This window comes from Kitasatospora sp. NPDC001603, from assembly GCF_040298365.1.
Taxonomy (GTDB): domain Bacteria; phylum Actinomycetota; class Actinomycetes; order Streptomycetales; family Streptomycetaceae; genus Kitasatospora.
Genome location: NZ_JBEPAA010000041.1, coordinates 1 through 14,783, shown reverse-complemented (window position 1 = coordinate 14,783; position 14,783 = coordinate 1). Strand labels below are relative to the sequence as shown.

The window sequence follows — 14,783 nt, the reverse complement described above, 5'->3', positions numbered from 1 at the left end:
AAGGGCACCACCGTGGTCCAGCCGGACGGAAGTCGGATCGGAAACCCCACCGCGAACCGGGGCATCGAGGCGTTCATCGCCGGGATGCCCAAGGCGGAGCTGCACGTCCACCACGTGGGCTCGGCCTCGCCGCGGGTGGTCGCCGAGCTGGCCGCGCGCCACCGCGGCCGGTCGAAGGTGCCGGTCGACCCGGCCGCCCTCGCCGAGTACTTCACCTTCACCGACTTCGCCCACTTCATCGAGGTCTACCTCAGCGTCGTCGACCTGATCCGCGACGCCGAGGACGTCCGCGCGCTGACCTACGGCGTCGCCGAGGACATGGCCCGGCAGAACATCCGGTACGCGGAGCTGACCATCACGCCGTACTCCTCGGTCAGCCGGGGCATCCCCGACGTCGCCTTCATGGAGGCCATCGAGGACGCCCGGGTGCGGGCCGAGAAGGACCTCGGCGTCGTGCTCCGCTGGTGCTTCGACATCCCCGGCGAGGCCGGTCTGGCCGCCGCCGAGGAGACCGCCCGGCTCGCCGTCGACCTCGCCCCCGAGGGCCTGGTCAGCTTCGGCCTCGGCGGCCCGGAGATCGGCGTGCCGCGCCCGCAGTTCAAGCCGTACTTCGACCGGGCGCGGGCGGTCGGTCTGCGCAGCGTCCCGCACGCGGGCGAGACCACCGGCCCCGAGACGGTCTGGGACGCCCTGCGGCTGCTCGGCGCCGAGCGCATCGGCCACGGCACCCAGGCCGTGCGGGACCCGGCCCTGGTGGACCACCTCGGTGAGCACCGGATCGCCCTGGAGGTCTGCCCGACCTCGAACATCGCGACCCGCGCGGTCGAGCGGATCGAGGAGCACCCGATCCGGCAGATGGTCGACGCGGGCCTGCTGGTCACCGTCAACAGCGACGACCCGCCGATGTTCGGCACCGACCTCAACACCGAGTACGCGGTCGCGGCCCGGCTGCTGGACCTGGACGAGGCGGGCGTCGCCGCGCTGGCGCGCAACGCGGTCGAGGCGTCCTTCCTGGACCCGGCCGGCAAGGCCCGGATCGTCGGCGAGATCGACGCCCACCTGGCCGGGTGGGGCACGGTCTGACCTTCCCCCGGAGTGCCTGCGGGCCGGTGCCGTCCTGGACGGCACCGGCCCGCGGTGCGTCCGGCGGCGGGGCCCGCGCCGACGCGTGGCGCCACTCTTTCGGGTTGTGGCGCCAAAAGGGCTTGGTGTGGCGCCATCGGTGTGCCATCCTTGGGGCATGGACCTCTCGCCGTACGTCGACAACCTCCGGAACGAGCTCGCGGTCGCAGCGAGCGCGGGCGGAGACGAAGCCCGTGCCCTGGCCGAGCGCCTGACTCTTCCGCTGGAGTCGGCCGTGCGGCTCACCCTTCTCAACGCCCTCTCCGCCGCGATGGGCGAGGTCACCCGTGATCTCGCGCCCGGCTCGGTGGACGTCCGGCTCCGGGGGCTGGATCCGGAGTTCGTGGTGATGGCGCCACCGTCGCCGGAGGTGTTCCACGACGCCGGTGAGCGGTCACCGGCGCCGGTGGCGCCGCCGGTGGCACCGGTGGGGCCGGAAGGGGAGGACGGCAACACCGCCCGGATCAACTTCCGTCTGCCCGCCCACCTCAAGACCAGGGTCGAGGAGGCGGCCGGCCAGGAGGGCCTCTCGACCAACGCCTGGCTGGTCCGCGCCGTCGCCGCCGCCCTGGAGCCGGGCGAGCCCGTCCGGGCCGTCGGGCGGACGGTGTCACCGACCGGGCAGGGGTTCACCGGCTGGGTCCACTAGGTCCCGCGCTTCCCACTCCTTCTCCTTCCACCCCGTCCGACCGGCGGGTTCATCCATCAGAGCCAAGAGAACGGGACAGCCATGCCTTCTTTCGACACTCCGGGCCCGATCAGCGCCACCATCGAGTTCGACATCGCGTCCGTCCGGATCGCCGCGGGCAAGCGCACGGACACCGTGGTCGAGGTCCGGCCGGCGGACCCGGCGGTCGAGGCGGACGTCAAGGCCGCGGAGCAGACCAGGATCAGTTACGCGGGCGGCGCCCTGGTGGTGAAGGGCCCGAAGAAGCGCTCGCTCTTCGGGCGGGCGGGCTCGGTCGACGTCACCGTCGAGCTGCCGGCCGGTTCGGAGGTCCACGGCAACGCGCCGATGGGGGACTTCCTCTGCGAGGGGCTGCTGGGCGACTGCCGGGTGCGGACGTCGGTCGGCCGGATCCAGGTCGAGCACGCGGACTCCGTCCACCTGCGGACGGACCACGGGGACGTCCGGCTGCGGCGGGCCGACGGGGACGCCGAGGTCAACGGCTCCGGCCGGGTCGAGATCGGCACCGTGGCGGGCACGGTGACGGTGAAGAACCTCAACGGCGAGACGGTGATCGGCGAGGCCGGCGGGGACCTCAAGGTCAATTCCTCCAACGGCCAGATCCAGGTCGGCACGGCCCTCGGGGACGTGGACATCAAGACGGCCCAGGGCGCCGTCCGGATCGGTGAGGTGGTCCGCGGGAGGGTCGTCCTGCAGAGCGCCATCGGCGAGCTGGAGGTCGGCATCCGCGAGGGCACGGCCGCCTGGCTCGACGTCCACACCAAGCTCGGCAGCCTCCGCAACTCGCTCGGCGCCGCCGCGGGCCCCGGCGAGGCGACGGAGCGGGTCGAGATCCGGGGGCGGACGCAGCTCGGTGACATCGTGATCCGGCGCTCCTGACCACCCGGTCACGGCCCGGCGTACCCGGTAGCGAAGGAGGCGTGAGCCATGACCCTGAGGCCGGTCCCCGCCGCCCCGATCACGGCGGCGCTCTCCGTGGCCGGACTGACCAAGTCCTACGGGGGGAGGGTGGTGCTGGACGGCATCGACCTGACGGTCCCCGAGGGCACGGTGTTCGCACTCCTCGGGGCGAGGGGAGCCGGGAAGAGCACCGTCGTGCGGATCCTCTCCACGCTCGTCCCGGCCGACGGCGGGGTGGTGCGGGTAGCCGGGCACGAGCTGGTGCAGCGGGCGGGCAGGGTTCCGCAAAGGGGCAGGGCGCTGCGAGGGGGCAGGGCTCGGGGCGCGGGCGCGGGTGCGGTCCGGGGCGTGGGCGGAGTTCGGGGCGCGGGTGAGGTCCGGCGGGCGATCGGTGTCGTCGGCCAGGTCTCGGCGGTGGACAAGCTGCTCACCGCCGAGGAGAACCTGCTCCTCATGGCGGACCTCCACCACCTGGGCCGTCGGGAGGGGCGCAGGCGGGTCGCGGAGCTGCTGCGGCGCTTCGAACTGAGGGAGGTGGCGAACCGGCCGGCCGCCGGTCTCCCGGTCGGCGTGCTGCGCACGCTGGATCTGGCGATGGCGCTGGTCGGGGAGCCTCGGGTCGTCCTGCTCGACGAGCCGACCGCCGGCCTCGACGCGGCGGGCCGGCGGGCGCTGGGGGAGACGGTCCGGGGCCTCGCCACCGACCACGGCCTCACCGTCCTGCTCACCACGCGGCACCTGGAGGAGGCGGACCGGGTCGCCCACCGGACGGCCGTGCTCAACGGCGGCCGGATCGTGGCCGAGGGCACGGCGGCCGAGCTGAGACGGTTCGTCCCGGGCAGCCACCTGCGGCTGAGCTTCGCCGGCCGGGCCGAACTCCGGGCGGCCGCGGCGCTCTTCGACTACGCGGCGCCGGACGAGGAGGCGCTGGCGCTGTCCATACCCGGCGACAACTCGATCGTCACGGTGAAGGCCGTGCTGGACGCCCTGGACCTCGCCGCCGTCCGCGCGGAGGCGCTGACGGTGCACGGCCCTGACCCGGAGGAGGTGCTCACCGCCCTGCTGTCGGCGGGGTGACGGGTGAGGGCGGTCGAGCAGGGCGGGGCGAGCAGGGCGGGGCGAGCAGGGCGGGCGAGCAGGGTGCGCGGGCTCAGCCGAGGAACTCGACGCGGTCGATGAGGCCTTCGCGGACCCGGTAGGCCACCAGGACGCGGACCGGTTCGTCGGACAGGCCGTGGGCGACTTCGTGGTCGACCACCCAGTCGCCCTCGGTGAGCCCTCCCACGATCTCCGCCCGGCAGCGGCCCGCGGCGAACTGCCGGGTGTAGGTGTCGCGCAGGGCCTGACGGCCTTCCAGCCGGCTGCCGTCCCGCCGAAGAACGAGGACGTCCTCGGCGTAGGTGGCGACGAAGGCGTCGATGTCGTGGTTGTTGTAGGCGGTGAGCTGCTGCTCGACCACGTCCTGCGGGCTGGTCATGCGGGGTGTCCGTTCGGGTCGGATTCGGTTCGGAGCCGGGTCAGTTCTTCAGGACGAAGACGAGTCCGACGACGACCGCGATGAGGAGGCCGGCGATCATCCCGATCGCCATGGGGCCCACCCGGTCGCGAAGTTGCCTCGACGGCTGGACACGGATGCTCGGATCCGTGCTCAGGTCCCACCAGTTGATGATGCGCTGGAAGTCCACGTGGAAGTCGGGGGAAGGGTAGATGTCGCTGTGCTGCAGCCCGGGCAGTGAGCGGCGCCGACCGTTCGTGAGGTGGATCCGGGGCACGAGCGAGTACCCGTACTGGTTGTCGGTCTCGCGGATGTCGATCCAGCGGATCTCGTGCCAGGGATAGGTGCGGCCGCGACCGAGGCCCCAGCAGATGGTGATGCCGGAGGCGTCGACGGTGGTCCAGGACCGGAGCACGACGAAGGTGGCGAGGCCGACCAGCACCAGGGTCCCGCCGAGCACCCAGCCGAAGCCCGCCGGGCCGAGACGGTAGGCGGCGAACACTCCCTCCACGGCCAACACCACGCAGAGGACGCCGAGGTGAAGCCAGGACGGGCGATACCGGTCTTTCCCCCGGAAGCTCAGTTCGATCACCGTTCGCACACTACGCCCCGGGCCCCGGTGGAGAGGGGGTGGGGCCCGGGCGGGCCCGGGCGTCAGACGTCGAACTCCCCGTTGCGGATCCCGGCGAGGAGGTCACGCCACTCGTCGGTGGTGAGTTGGGCGACGGCGGAGGGCTGGAGGCTGCTGCGGAGGTAGACGGTGTCGGGGGTGATGGCCACCTCGGGGCAGTTGGCAGAGTTTGCGCACGCCTCGGGGCGTATCCAGGTGAGGTCATCCATTGGTCTACATCTCCTTCTTGATCTTTGAAATCAGATCGCGAGAACGGTCGACCGACAGAGCCCTTTCGGTCATCTCCTCTATGATCGCGCGATACTTGTCCAGGTGTTCTGTTGAATGAAGGAACGTCGGCCCGTCGACGGTGTCATAGAGGACGGTGTCGAGGCGTGGCGCGCTGCCGTTCATGTAGATGATCGCTTGGCCGGATCCCTTGAATCCACCCGACTCGAAGGTGATCGCGCGAAGCGTGACATGCTGACGTTGTGAGAGCTCCAGTAGCCAGTCCAACTGCTCTCGTGCCGCTTCTCGGCCACCAAACTGCATGCGCAGTGCGGCCTCGTGCACGATCGCGAGATACGGCGGGGCACCCTCTGTCATGAGAGTATCGGCGCGTCGCATGCGATGTTCGATACGAGTTTCCACCACGCGTGGACTCAGTGGTACCTGGGCATCGCGGAAGATGGCTCTGCTGAATCGCTCGGTCTGCATTGGCCCTGGAGGATGGCAGATCTGGTAGGACTGCGTTCCGCGAGCGAGGTATTCCTGCTCGGCGATATCGAGGAACCCGATCGGGACGGCTCCCCGATACTCCTCCCACCATCCCTTGGAGCGGTCGCCCGCCATAGCCGCGAGAGCTTCGACGAAGTCCTGGTCGGTCTCGCCGTACTTGTTGGCCAGCGCGATCACACGTTCAGCGCTGACCGGATAGGTCCCCTGCTCGATGAGTGTGACCTTGCTGCGGTCCACCCCGAGAACGGTGGCGGCCTCTCCTGCCGTGCAGCCGGCGGCATCTCGCATCTTCCGTAGCTCGATGCCGACCCGCTTGCGGCGTGCTGTTGGGGTAGGTGGCATCTGCCAAGCATCTACCCCCGCAGCTGTGTCAGTCCAGCTGATCCATCGGCACATCTTCTACGGATCGGCTGGCAAATTTGCCGTCCAGTGCCCTACAGTCTGTGATGCACCGCTCACCGAACGGGTTGTCAGTAACGCCAACCCCTAGGGCAGTTGGTACCTGCTGCCCGGGCACCGAAGAGCATCCGTATGTGGTCCTTCCAGCGCCGCTGCGGACTGGCTCACGGCGACACCCTCACCGGTGTGCCCCACCTACACCGCAGGGAGATTCCCCGTGTGTAACCGCAACTCCCCTTCCCTCACCCTCGCCCGCGAGGGCCTCCGCAGCGCCATGGCGCGGAGCGGCTGGCACCCCGAGGTCATCGCCGACGCCGAACTCGCGCTCGCCGAACTCATCGTGAACGCCTGGCGGCACGGCCGGACGTCCTCGCCGGTCGTCCTGGTGTTCATCAACGACACCACGCTGCGGGTCTCCGTCAATGACGACAGCTGCGAGCTGCCGGAGCAGCGCCACCCCTCCGACCTCGCCGAGTGCGGGCGCGGCCTCCAGCTCATCGAGGGCCTCACCCACCGGTGGGGCGCCGAGCCCTGCAAGCGCGGCAAGGCCGTCTGGTTCGAGCTGGACGCCGTCGCGTGAACGTCATCCACCTGCCCGTTCCCCCGCGGCCGCACGAGGCCGGCACCACCACCGTCCCCTACCTCGCCGTCGAACCCTCTCCGGACGCCGCCGTCCAGCTCCGGCTGGCCGTCGACGACCCCGTCGGTGCGGATCCCGACGAGCAGCTCGTCTTCCGTCTCACCACCCGGCAGGCCGAGGACCTCATGCACGGCCTCGCCTGGCGGCTGGGCTGGCGCTGCGGCAGGCCCCTCGGCACCATCTCGACGAGTCCGCCGTGCTCGGACTCCTGAGTCTGATCGTCCTGTCCGCCGTCGTCGGCGCGGTCTGTCAGGCGAGGAGCGACGCCCTGCGCCGCGACGCCGCCGACCGCGCCGGGGCGGTCCGGCGGCCGGTCAGCGCAGGCGCGACGAGGAGAGGATCGACGCCAGGTGGGCGACGACCATCCCCCAGGTGATCACCGCGATCGCGGCCAGCGCGATCCGGGTCGGCCCGAGGCCGCCGACCGCCGCGTCCGCCACCGCCGTGGCCAGCAGCACCAGCGAGGCCTCGATGCCGTTGGTCACCCGGTGAATCTTGAAGATGGAGGCGAACCGTCGCGCGGTGGCCATGCCCTGCGAGCGCGGCTGGGTCGACTCCTCGTCGGCGGGCGCCAGCCCGCTGCGGGCCCGGGCCACGTCGACCAGGTCGGTGGAGGCCTTCAGCAGGACGACGCCCAGCGCCGTCGCCAGGCCGACCGAGATCCACAGGTCGGACCCGCCCCGGGCGGCCCGGATGCCCGCACCGATCATCAGCGCGGCATCGGCCAGGTAGGCGCCGAGCCGGTCGACGTACACACCCGCCGTGCTGAACTGCCGCTTCCAGCGGGCCACCTCGCCGTCGACGCAGTCGAACAGCAGGAACCCCTGGAACAGCAGGGCGGCCAGGACCGCGCCCGTCAGCCCGGGGATCACCAGGGCGGCCCCGGCGCCGACGCCGCAGACCACCATCACCCAGGTCAGGGTGTTCGGCGAGACGGACGTCCGCACCAGCCGCCGCGTCGTCCGCAGCGAGATCCGGCGCATGTAGAGGCGGCCCGCCCAGTGCTCACCGTTGCGGCTCTGCATCTTGGCCTGCGGCTGGCAGACCTCCCGCATCTCGGCCAACGTCGGTGCTGCGACCTTCACGAATTCCTCCACCTTGTCCGGCCGGACTCAGAAACGATCAAAGGCTACGGCCTGCCGTGGCCACGGTCCGGGGCGGGGCTCCGAGGTGGCGTCGCCGAGCCGGAGCGGAGGCGCGAGGGCGCGGGGTCAGCCCGCGAAGGTCAGTGCGGCGGCCGCGACGAACAGCACCTGGAGAGCGGTGCGGGGGCCGATCGGGGTGACGCCGGGGAGTCGGCGGCGGGCGGCCGAGACGTTCGCCGGGAACATCGCGATCATCATGAGGATCAGACCCGCGGACGCCAACCTGGTCGTCGCCGGGACGAGGACCAGGACGGCGCCGGCCAGCTCCAGCAGGCCGGTCAGCGTGATCAGCAGCTCCGGCCGGGGCAGGCCCGGCGGGACCATGGCGACGAGTCCGCTCCGCAGGCGCGGGAGGAAGTGCGCGGACGCGGTGAGCAGGAACATCGCGGCCAGTCCGACCCGCAGGGCGGGGTGCCAGCCGTCGAGCACGTCCACACCGGCCAGTCCGGCCAGGCGGGCGGCCAGGAATCCGGCGACAAGAGCGATCAGGGGTGCCATCTCGGCCTCCGAAGGTGCGGGTGGTGCCCTGCGCGCAGGGCATCTTGACACCATCAAGTTAGGTGCGGCCGCGCCATCTTGTCAATGGAAAGTTATGATCGGGGCATGTCTGCCCAGCCCTATCACCACGGTGACCTGAGGAATGCCCTGCTCGCCGCCGCCGCCGCGGCCATCGAACAGAACGGGCCCGCCGCGCTGAGCCTGCGCGAACTGGCCCGGCGGGCCGGCGTCTCCCATGCCGCCCCCGCCCACCACTTCGGCGACAAGGCGGGACTGCTCACCGCACTCGCCGCCCAGGGGTACGAACTCCTCGCCGACGCGGTACGCGCTGCCGGGCCGGACCTGGCCGGGGCGGGGATCGCCTATGTCCGGTTCGCCGTCGGGCACCGCGCCCACTTCACGGTCATGTTCGAGCCCGGCCTCTACCACCCGGACGACCCGCACCTGTCCGCCGCCCGGGCCCGCGCCGACGAGGCCCTCGCCGCCGCGCTCGCGGCGTCCGCCCCGCAGCACGCGCGGGACCGCGAGCTCAAACTGGCGGCCTGGTCGATCGTCCACGGCTTCGCCCAGCTGTGGAACAGCGGGAGCCTGCCCGACCGCGCCGGGGAGGACCCGGCGACGATCGCCCGCGCGGTGATCGGCAACCTGCTGCGCGCCTGACCCGCCCGGCGGCGGGTGGCCGCCCACCCGCCGCCGGACCGTACGGCGCGCCGGTCAGATCAGCGCCACCGCCGGCACCGGAGCGGTCCCGCCCCGGTGCAGCCAGCCGCGTTCGGCGGCCGACCAGGCGGACGTGGTCAGCAGGTAGAGCGCGGCGGCCAGCGGCACCAGCGCCGCGAACAGCACGGTGCCGAACGACAGGTACGGCATGACCGCCATCAGTCCGGCCTGCCCGGGCTGGCCCGGCTGCGCCGGCTGCTTCGGAGCGGCCGCCTGCGCACGGCGGGCCCGGCGGAAGTTGACGTACCCCACGGCGGCCAGCCCCGCGTACAGCGCGCCGAACACCACCCACTGCGCGGCGCTCTGCGCGCCGCCCGCGTGCAGGCCGAGCGGGACGCCGAAGAGGGTGTGGCCGAGCAGGTCGTTCGGGGTGGTGAACAGCCGGTACATCACCGAGAAGAACGGGATCTGGATCAGCATCGGCAGGCACCCGGCGAACGGCGAGGCCTTCTCCTCCCGGTACAGCTCGGCGAGCGCGGCCTGGAGCTTCTCCGGCTTGCCCTTGTGCTTGCGGTTCAGCTCGGCGACCTTCGGCGCGAGCCGGGCCCGCGACTTCTCGCCGCGCGCCGCCGCCCGCGCCAACGGGTGCAGGGCGAGCCGGACGCAGACGGTGAACAGGACGATCGCCAGCGCGGTGGGCACCAGGTGGGCGAGGGAGGCGACGACGTCGTGGGCCAGGCCGACGGCCGGGTCGAGCACTGCGAAAACGGACATGGTGGAGCGAGCCCTCCGGGGTCTCAGCGTCTCAGGACATGAGTGATCGGCGGAGGGCGGCCGCGTGGACGGCGGTGGAGAAAGGGGTGGTTACGCGGCCGCCGGGGCCGCGCCCGGGGCCCTGGGGCGTCGCCTGCCCCGGGCGTCGGGATCGCGCTGCGGGAGGAAGGCCGTCCGGAGCGCCCGGCGACGCAGCGTCCCGTCCCGGACGGCGGCCGGCGCCCGCGCGCCCAGCAGCCGGGCCGCGGCCAGCGTGCCCGCGACGGCGCCGGCCAGCAGCACCACGGCCGCGGCGGCGGCCACCGAGGTCAGCGTTCCACCGTCGGTGAGCGCCTCCCCGGTCAGCACCCGGAGCAGGCCGAGGAGCATCGCGACGAATCCCACGGTGAGCTCCTCTCCTGCCGAGTGCCGAGTGCCGAGTGCCCGGGCACCGAGTGCCTGGCGTACGGGCTGATGAACCGACTGGTGTGCCGACGGACGCGCCGGGCTCGGCGGTACCGAGTCCGGGCGTTGTCGACGATGGTACGACGCCCGGCGCTCCCGGGGGAGCGCGTGCTCACGGCGGGCGGCCCCCGGTGCTCCCGCGCACCGTAGCCAGCGGTGCTACCCGGGGCTACCTTGGAAGGATGAAGACAATTACCCAGCGGGAGTTCCGGAACAACTCCGCCGCGGTGATGGACGCGGTGGAGGCGGGCGAGACCTTCCACATCACCAGGAACGGGGTCGAGGTCGCGGAGCTGCGGCCGGTCGCGGAGCGGCGGCGGCTCACGGCCGAGGAACTGGTGGCGCGGCACGTGAAGCTGCCGCGGGTGGACTACCAGCAGATGCGCAAGGAGGCCGAGGAGTACTTCGGCCCCGAGGAGCTGGTGGGGGACGACGGCGACGACCCCTTCGAGCGGCGGCGTGGCTGAGCGGCGCAGGGCGCCCCGGCGCCGCCCGGCCGGGGTGCTGGACACCTGCGTCTACATCGACCTGGCGCTGCTCAACCCGGCCGAGCTGCCGGCCGTGCCGGAGCTGACCGCGATCACCTTCGCCGAGCTCCAGCAGGGCGTCTCGATGGCCCGGGACGCGGTCAGCCGGGCGTCGCGGCTGGAGGTGCTGGGCGCGGCGATGGCCGACTTCGACCCGCTGCCCTTCGACGCGGCCGCCGCCGCCCGGTACGGGACGCTGGTCACGCTGACCATCGCCGCCGGGCGCCAGCCGCGTCCGCGCCGGATCGACCTGATGATCGCGGCCGTCGCCTCCGCGCACGGGCTGCCGCTGTACACGCGCAACGTGGCGGACTTCCGGGGCCTCGGCGCGGCCGTCGAGGTCATCGGGATCTGACCGGATCCGACTCAGTCCGGCCGACTCCAGCCGGGGCCGACCGGGGCCGACCGGCCGCGCCGCGCCCCCGGAAGGGGTCAGCCGAGCCGGACGGTCGTGCCGGTGGCGGCCGAGGTGCGGGCGGCCTCCAGGACGGTCAGGGTGGCCACGGCGTCGAGCGGGTCGACCGGCGGCGGAGTGCCCGGGTCGGCCAGCGCGGCGGCGACGCCCGCGTAGAAGGCGGGGTAGTCGCCCAGGTCGGTCGCAACGGTGGTCGCGTCCTCGTCGGTGCCGACGGTGCCGTACCGGGAGGGCTGGTCGGCGCCCCACGGCGCCCCGGCGCGGCCGGTGCCGTCCGGGCGCTGACCGGCGCGGAGGTCCTCCTCCTGCGGGTCCATGCCGAACTTCACGTATCCGGCGGTGTCGCCGAGCACCCGCAGCCGGGGCCCGACGAGCGGGGTGATGGCGCTGGTCCACAGGTGGGAGCGGGTGCCGCAGGCGTGGGTGAGGGCGAGGAAGGCGTCGTCGTCGACCACCGCGCCGTCCCGGCGGGTGTCGATCTCGGCGTAGACCGTCTCGACCGGGCCGAACAGGGTGAGCGCCTGGTCGACCAGGTGGCTGCCCAGGTCGTACAGCGTGCCGCCGCCCTCGGCCGGGTCGGCCAGCTCGCGCCAGCCCGCCTTGGGCTTGGGGCGGAACCGCTCGAACCTGGACTCGAAGCGGTGCACCCGGCCCAGCGCGCCCTCGCGGACCAGCCGGGCGGCGGTGAGGAAGTCGCCGTCCCAGCGCCGGTTCTGGAAGACGGAGAGCAGGACGCCCTGTGACCGCGCCAGCGAGCAGAGCTCCCGTGCGTCGGCGGCGGTGGCGGCCAGCGGCTTGTCGACCACGGTGGCCAGCCCGGCGCGCAGCGCGGCCCGGGCGAGCGGGACGTGGGTGCGGTTGGGCGAGGCGATCACGATCAGGTCGAGCGCGTCCCGGTCGGCCAGCAGCTGCTCCGGGGTGTCCACGGCACGGGCGCCGGGGTGGTCCGTGCGCAGCTGGGCGCGGCGGTCGGGGTTGGCGGTGACCACCGCGTCCAGCCGGAGCCCGGGGGTGCTGGCGATCACCGGGGCGTGGAAGGCGGCTCCGGCCAGACCGTAGCCGATCAGGCCGACACGGAAGGGGCCGTCGTGGTCGCGGGAAGGGCGTGAGGAGGGGCTCATGCGCCTTACTCAATCACGGTGCGCCAGCACGAGGTGTCCGATTGGCCACGGTTTCGGCGCCTTCGATGTGACGGACGGTGAGGCGGCCGGGGTGGTTCGACCGGGACGCCCGCCGGTGGGGCGGCGGGCGTCCCGGCGGTCCGGGGGCGGGCCGGTCCGGGGTGGTCGGGGCCGGCGGGCCGGTCCGGGGTGGTCGGCGCCGGCGGGCGGGTCAGCGGGCGTGGGCACCCGGGGTGCGGCGGCGCTGACGGTGGATGACGGCGACGACGGCGCCGGCCAGGAGGAAGGCCGAGCCGATCGAGGCCAGGACGCCGAGGGAGCGGTCGGAGCCGGTCTGGGCGAGCCGCTCGTGATCGGTGGCCGGCACCGGGGCGGGCGCGGCGGCCTGCGCAGGAGCCTGCGTGGTGGGACCGGGGCCGGCCACCGCTGCGGGGCCGGTCGTGGGCGGCGGCGTGGTGGCGGAGGCGGCGGGGGTGGTGGCCGCGGCGGTCGGCGTGGCCGCAGCGGTGCTGTGGTCGTGCCCGGCGGGGTGGCCGGACGACGGAGCCGGGGCGGTGCCGCCCGGAGCGGGCGCGGGCGGCGTCGCGGGTGTCGTCGCGGGTGTCGTCGTCGGTGCGGTGCCGCTGCCGTCGAAGACCACGTCCGAACAGGAGTAGAACGCCTCCGGGCTGTCCGAGCGCTGCCAGATCGCGTAGATCAGCTGGCGCCCGGTCTTCCCCGCCGGGACCTTGCCGGGCAGCACGTAGGAGCCGTCCGTCAGCTGCGGGTCGGTGACCGTGAGGAACGGCTGGGGCTCCAGGTTCGCCCAGGTCAGCGGCTTGGTCGGGGAGTAGCTGGCATTGGTGACGAAGAGCTGGAAGGTGCCCCGGTGCGGCGCGGTGGCGCGGTAGCGGAAGGTGAAGTCCGACCCGGCCGTGAGGTTGGTGGCGGGCCAGTCGGCGCGCGGCAGGTCGAGGCCCTTGTACAGGTCCGAGCCCGCGCTGCACAGCCGGCCGTCCGGGATCAGCTCGCGGTGGCGCCCGGCGGCGTCCCCGATCCGCAGGCTCATCCAGTCGTAGAGGGCGGCCGTGCCCCCGGCGGCCACGGCGGCCTGGCAGGCCGCCGACTTCGGGTGCTCGGCGCCCTCCAGGTAGCAGCCCTCGATCCGGCTGAGCGGATTCTGCATCGAGCCGTGCGCGGCGGCGGGTCCGCCACCGACCCCGACGGTGAGGCCGGCGGCGGCGAGGGTGAGGACGGCGGCGGGGAGGCGGTGGCGCACGGGCATGGTGGGGGGACTCCTTCGCGGGAGCGGGGTGAGGGTGGTGCCGTTCACGCTAGCCGGGCGGCGGGGGCCTGCTGAGGGGTGCTCAGAGAGGTTAGGGGCGGCTTAAGGAGCCGTTGAGGCGGGAGAGCCGCAGGCCGGTCCCGGAGCCCGTCCGGAGCCGGTCCCGCCCCGGGGTCCGGTGCGGGCTCCGGCCCGGGGTCCGGTGCGGGCTCCGGCGCGGTCGTCCGGACCTGGGCGTTCCGGTGGGCGGGACGTACTGCCGTCGGGCTGGTGTGCGGATTAGGCTGTGCCCCGTTGGGGCAGCCAGCAGTACCCCCGGCGGTCCGGTGTCCCGAGGTGGGTCCGGCCGGTGGGAGGCGCAACGGTGACGGCGGTGCGCCGCAGATTTGGTACGACCATCGCAAGACGTTGCAACTTCGGGAGACACGCACGTGGCAGAGCGCAAGCCCATCGAGTCCTGGCTGACCGACATGGACGGGGTCCTCATCCACGAGGGCACGCCGATCCCCGGCGCGGAGGAGTTCCTGCGCCGGCTGCGGGAGTCCGGCAAGCCCTTCCTGGTGCTCACCAACAACTCGATCTACACCCCGCGCGACCTCAGCGCGCGCCTGGCCGGCATGGGCCTGGAGGTGCCGGAGGAGTGCATCTGGACCTCCGCCCTCGCCACCGCGAAGTTCCTCAAGGGCCAGCGCCCCGGCGGCACCGCCTACGTGATCGGCGAGGCCGGCCTGACCACCGCGCTGTACCAGGCGGGCTACGTGCTGACCGACAACAACCCGGACTACGTCGTCCTCGGCGAGACCCGCACCTACAGCTTCGAGGCGCTCACCAAGGCGATCCGCCTGATCAACCAGGGTGCCCGCTTCATCTGCACCAACCCCGACGAGACCGGCCCGTCCACCGAGGGCGTGCTGCCGGCCACCGGCTCGGTCGCGGCGCTGATCACCAAGGCGACGGGCGTCGAGCCCTACTTCGTCGGCAAGCCCAACCCGCTGATGATGCGCGAGGCGCTGAACAGCGCCGGAGCCCACTCGGAGACCGCCGTGATGATCGGCGACCGGATGGACACCGACATCGTGGCGGGCATGGAGGCCGGCATGGAGACCATCCTGGTGCTCACCGGCCTCACCGCCGCCGCCGACGTGGAGCGGTTCCCGTACCGGCCGACCCGGGTCGTCCAGTCGATCGCGGACCTGGTCGACCTGGTCTAGCCTCTGCTCTGATGACGCGGGCCCCGCCCGGCCGACGGGCGGGGGGGGGCCCGGCGTTTGGGAGGGCCGGTTTGGGTTGGGGGGGATGGGGGGGGGGTGGGTTAGGGGGGGGGGTCCATACAAGGGAAACGG

20 protein-coding genes are annotated in these 14,783 nt (G+C 73.0%); 10 read left to right on the top strand and 10 right to left on the bottom strand.

All coding sequences use genetic code 11. From position 1 onward, the window contains the following. The first annotated feature begins 12 nt into the window (after positions 1–12). The 4 genes from ABT263_RS24215 (at position 13) to ABT263_RS24200 (ending at position 3,787) form a co-directional block, all read left to right on the top strand. A complete protein-coding gene (locus ABT263_RS24215) occupies positions 13–1,083 on the top strand; it encodes an adenosine deaminase (protein ID WP_352293162.1) in 1,071 nt (356 codons plus the stop codon). 157 nt (positions 1,084–1,240) lie between these two features. Continuing rightward, complete coding sequence (locus ABT263_RS24210; RefSeq protein ID WP_352293160.1) at positions 1,241–1,771, top strand: hypothetical protein; 531 nt, start codon at positions 1,241–1,243, stop codon at positions 1,769–1,771. Positions 1,772–1,852: 81 nt separating this feature from the next. Continuing rightward, positions 1,853–2,689: a DUF4097 family beta strand repeat-containing protein gene (locus ABT263_RS24205; RefSeq protein ID WP_352293158.1), complete on the top strand. Its 837-nt coding sequence runs from the start codon at positions 1,853–1,855 to the stop codon at positions 2,687–2,689. Between the two features lie 48 nt (positions 2,690–2,737). After that, positions 2,738–3,787, top strand: a complete 1,050-nt coding sequence (locus ABT263_RS24200) for an ABC transporter ATP-binding protein (RefSeq protein WP_352293156.1) — start codon at positions 2,738–2,740, stop codon at positions 3,785–3,787. A gap of 73 nt (positions 3,788–3,860) precedes the next feature. Here the strand turns inward: ABT263_RS24200 and ABT263_RS24195 are convergent, their stop codons facing one another. From ABT263_RS24195 to ABT263_RS24180, 4 genes are all read right to left on the bottom strand, one after another. Beyond that, on the bottom strand, positions 3,861–4,187 hold the full coding sequence (locus ABT263_RS24195) for a nuclear transport factor 2 family protein (protein WP_352293154.1): 327 nt from the start codon (positions 4,185–4,187) through the stop codon (positions 3,861–3,863). Between the two features lie 40 nt (positions 4,188–4,227). Continuing rightward, entirely contained in the window at positions 4,228–4,797 is a 570-nt protein-coding gene (locus ABT263_RS24190) for a PH domain-containing protein (RefSeq protein ID WP_352293152.1), read from the bottom strand. Positions 4,798–4,859: 62 nt separating this feature from the next. Further along, a complete protein-coding gene (locus ABT263_RS24185; protein WP_352293150.1) occupies positions 4,860–5,045 on the bottom strand; it encodes a DUF397 domain-containing protein in 186 nt (61 codons plus the stop codon). Between the two features lie 4 nt (positions 5,046–5,049). Then, a complete protein-coding gene (locus tag ABT263_RS24180) occupies positions 5,050–5,895 on the bottom strand; it encodes a helix-turn-helix domain-containing protein (RefSeq protein WP_352293148.1) in 846 nt (281 codons plus the stop codon). 274 nt (positions 5,896–6,169) lie between these two features. Here ABT263_RS24180 and ABT263_RS24175 point away from each other — a divergent pair, with 274 nt between their 5' ends. Continuing rightward, positions 6,170–6,532, top strand: a complete 363-nt coding sequence (locus ABT263_RS24175; protein ID WP_329487804.1) for an ATP-binding protein — start codon at positions 6,170–6,172, stop codon at positions 6,530–6,532. Then, on the top strand, positions 6,529–6,804 hold the full coding sequence (locus ABT263_RS24170; RefSeq protein ID WP_352293146.1) for a hypothetical protein: 276 nt from the start codon (positions 6,529–6,531) through the stop codon (positions 6,802–6,804). Before ABT263_RS24175 ends, ABT263_RS24170 begins: the two co-directional genes overlap by 4 nt. A 102-nt stretch (positions 6,805–6,906) precedes the next feature. On the opposite strand, the gene ABT263_RS24165 is transcribed toward ABT263_RS24170, so the two are convergent. Together ABT263_RS24165 and ABT263_RS24160 are read right to left on the bottom strand one after the other, a co-directional pair. Then, positions 6,907–7,647 (bottom strand): CDP-alcohol phosphatidyltransferase family protein, encoded by a 741-nt coding sequence (locus ABT263_RS24165; RefSeq protein WP_352293242.1) that lies wholly within the window; start codon positions 7,645–7,647, stop codon positions 6,907–6,909. Between the two features lie 156 nt (positions 7,648–7,803). After that, positions 7,804–8,235: a DoxX family protein gene (locus tag ABT263_RS24160; RefSeq protein WP_352293144.1), complete on the bottom strand. Its 432-nt coding sequence runs from the start codon at positions 8,233–8,235 to the stop codon at positions 7,804–7,806. 105 nt (positions 8,236–8,340) lie between these two features. On the opposite strand from ABT263_RS24160, the gene ABT263_RS24155 reads away from it, so the two are divergent. After that, complete coding sequence (locus tag ABT263_RS24155) at positions 8,341–8,895, top strand: TetR/AcrR family transcriptional regulator (protein ID WP_352293142.1); 555 nt, start codon at positions 8,341–8,343, stop codon at positions 8,893–8,895. 54 nt (positions 8,896–8,949) lie between these two features. Here ABT263_RS24155 and ABT263_RS24150 read toward each other — a convergent pair whose 3' ends face one another. Beyond that, positions 8,950–9,669 (bottom strand): YidC/Oxa1 family membrane protein insertase, encoded by a 720-nt coding sequence (locus ABT263_RS24150; RefSeq protein WP_352293140.1) that lies wholly within the window; start codon positions 9,667–9,669, stop codon positions 8,950–8,952. Positions 9,670–9,759: 90 nt separating this feature from the next. Continuing rightward, on the bottom strand, positions 9,760–10,053 hold the full coding sequence (locus ABT263_RS24145; protein WP_329487799.1) for a DUF6412 domain-containing protein: 294 nt from the start codon (positions 10,051–10,053) through the stop codon (positions 9,760–9,762). 242 nt (positions 10,054–10,295) lie between these two features. Between ABT263_RS24145 and ABT263_RS24140 the strand changes: the two genes are divergently transcribed. Further along, positions 10,296–10,580: a type II toxin-antitoxin system Phd/YefM family antitoxin gene (locus ABT263_RS24140; RefSeq protein WP_329487798.1), complete on the top strand. Its 285-nt coding sequence runs from the start codon at positions 10,296–10,298 to the stop codon at positions 10,578–10,580. After that, positions 10,573–10,995: a type II toxin-antitoxin system VapC family toxin gene (locus tag ABT263_RS24135; RefSeq protein WP_329487797.1), complete on the top strand. Its 423-nt coding sequence runs from the start codon at positions 10,573–10,575 to the stop codon at positions 10,993–10,995. The genes ABT263_RS24140 and ABT263_RS24135 overlap by 8 nt, the downstream gene beginning before the upstream one ends. Before the next feature lie 77 nt (positions 10,996–11,072). Here ABT263_RS24135 and ABT263_RS24130 read toward each other — a convergent pair whose 3' ends face one another. After that, entirely contained in the window at positions 11,073–12,176 is a 1,104-nt protein-coding gene (locus tag ABT263_RS24130) for a Gfo/Idh/MocA family protein (RefSeq protein ID WP_352293138.1), read from the bottom strand. 211 nt (positions 12,177–12,387) lie between these two features. Further along, complete coding sequence (locus ABT263_RS24125; protein ID WP_352293136.1) at positions 12,388–13,440, bottom strand: lytic polysaccharide monooxygenase auxiliary activity family 9 protein; 1,053 nt, start codon at positions 13,438–13,440, stop codon at positions 12,388–12,390. A 431-nt stretch (positions 13,441–13,871) separates the two neighbouring features. Here ABT263_RS24125 and ABT263_RS24120 point away from each other — a divergent pair, with 431 nt between their 5' ends. After that, positions 13,872–14,651 (top strand): HAD-IIA family hydrolase, encoded by a 780-nt coding sequence (locus ABT263_RS24120; protein ID WP_329487794.1) that lies wholly within the window; start codon positions 13,872–13,874, stop codon positions 14,649–14,651. The last annotated feature ends 132 nt before the right edge of the window (positions 14,652–14,783 follow it).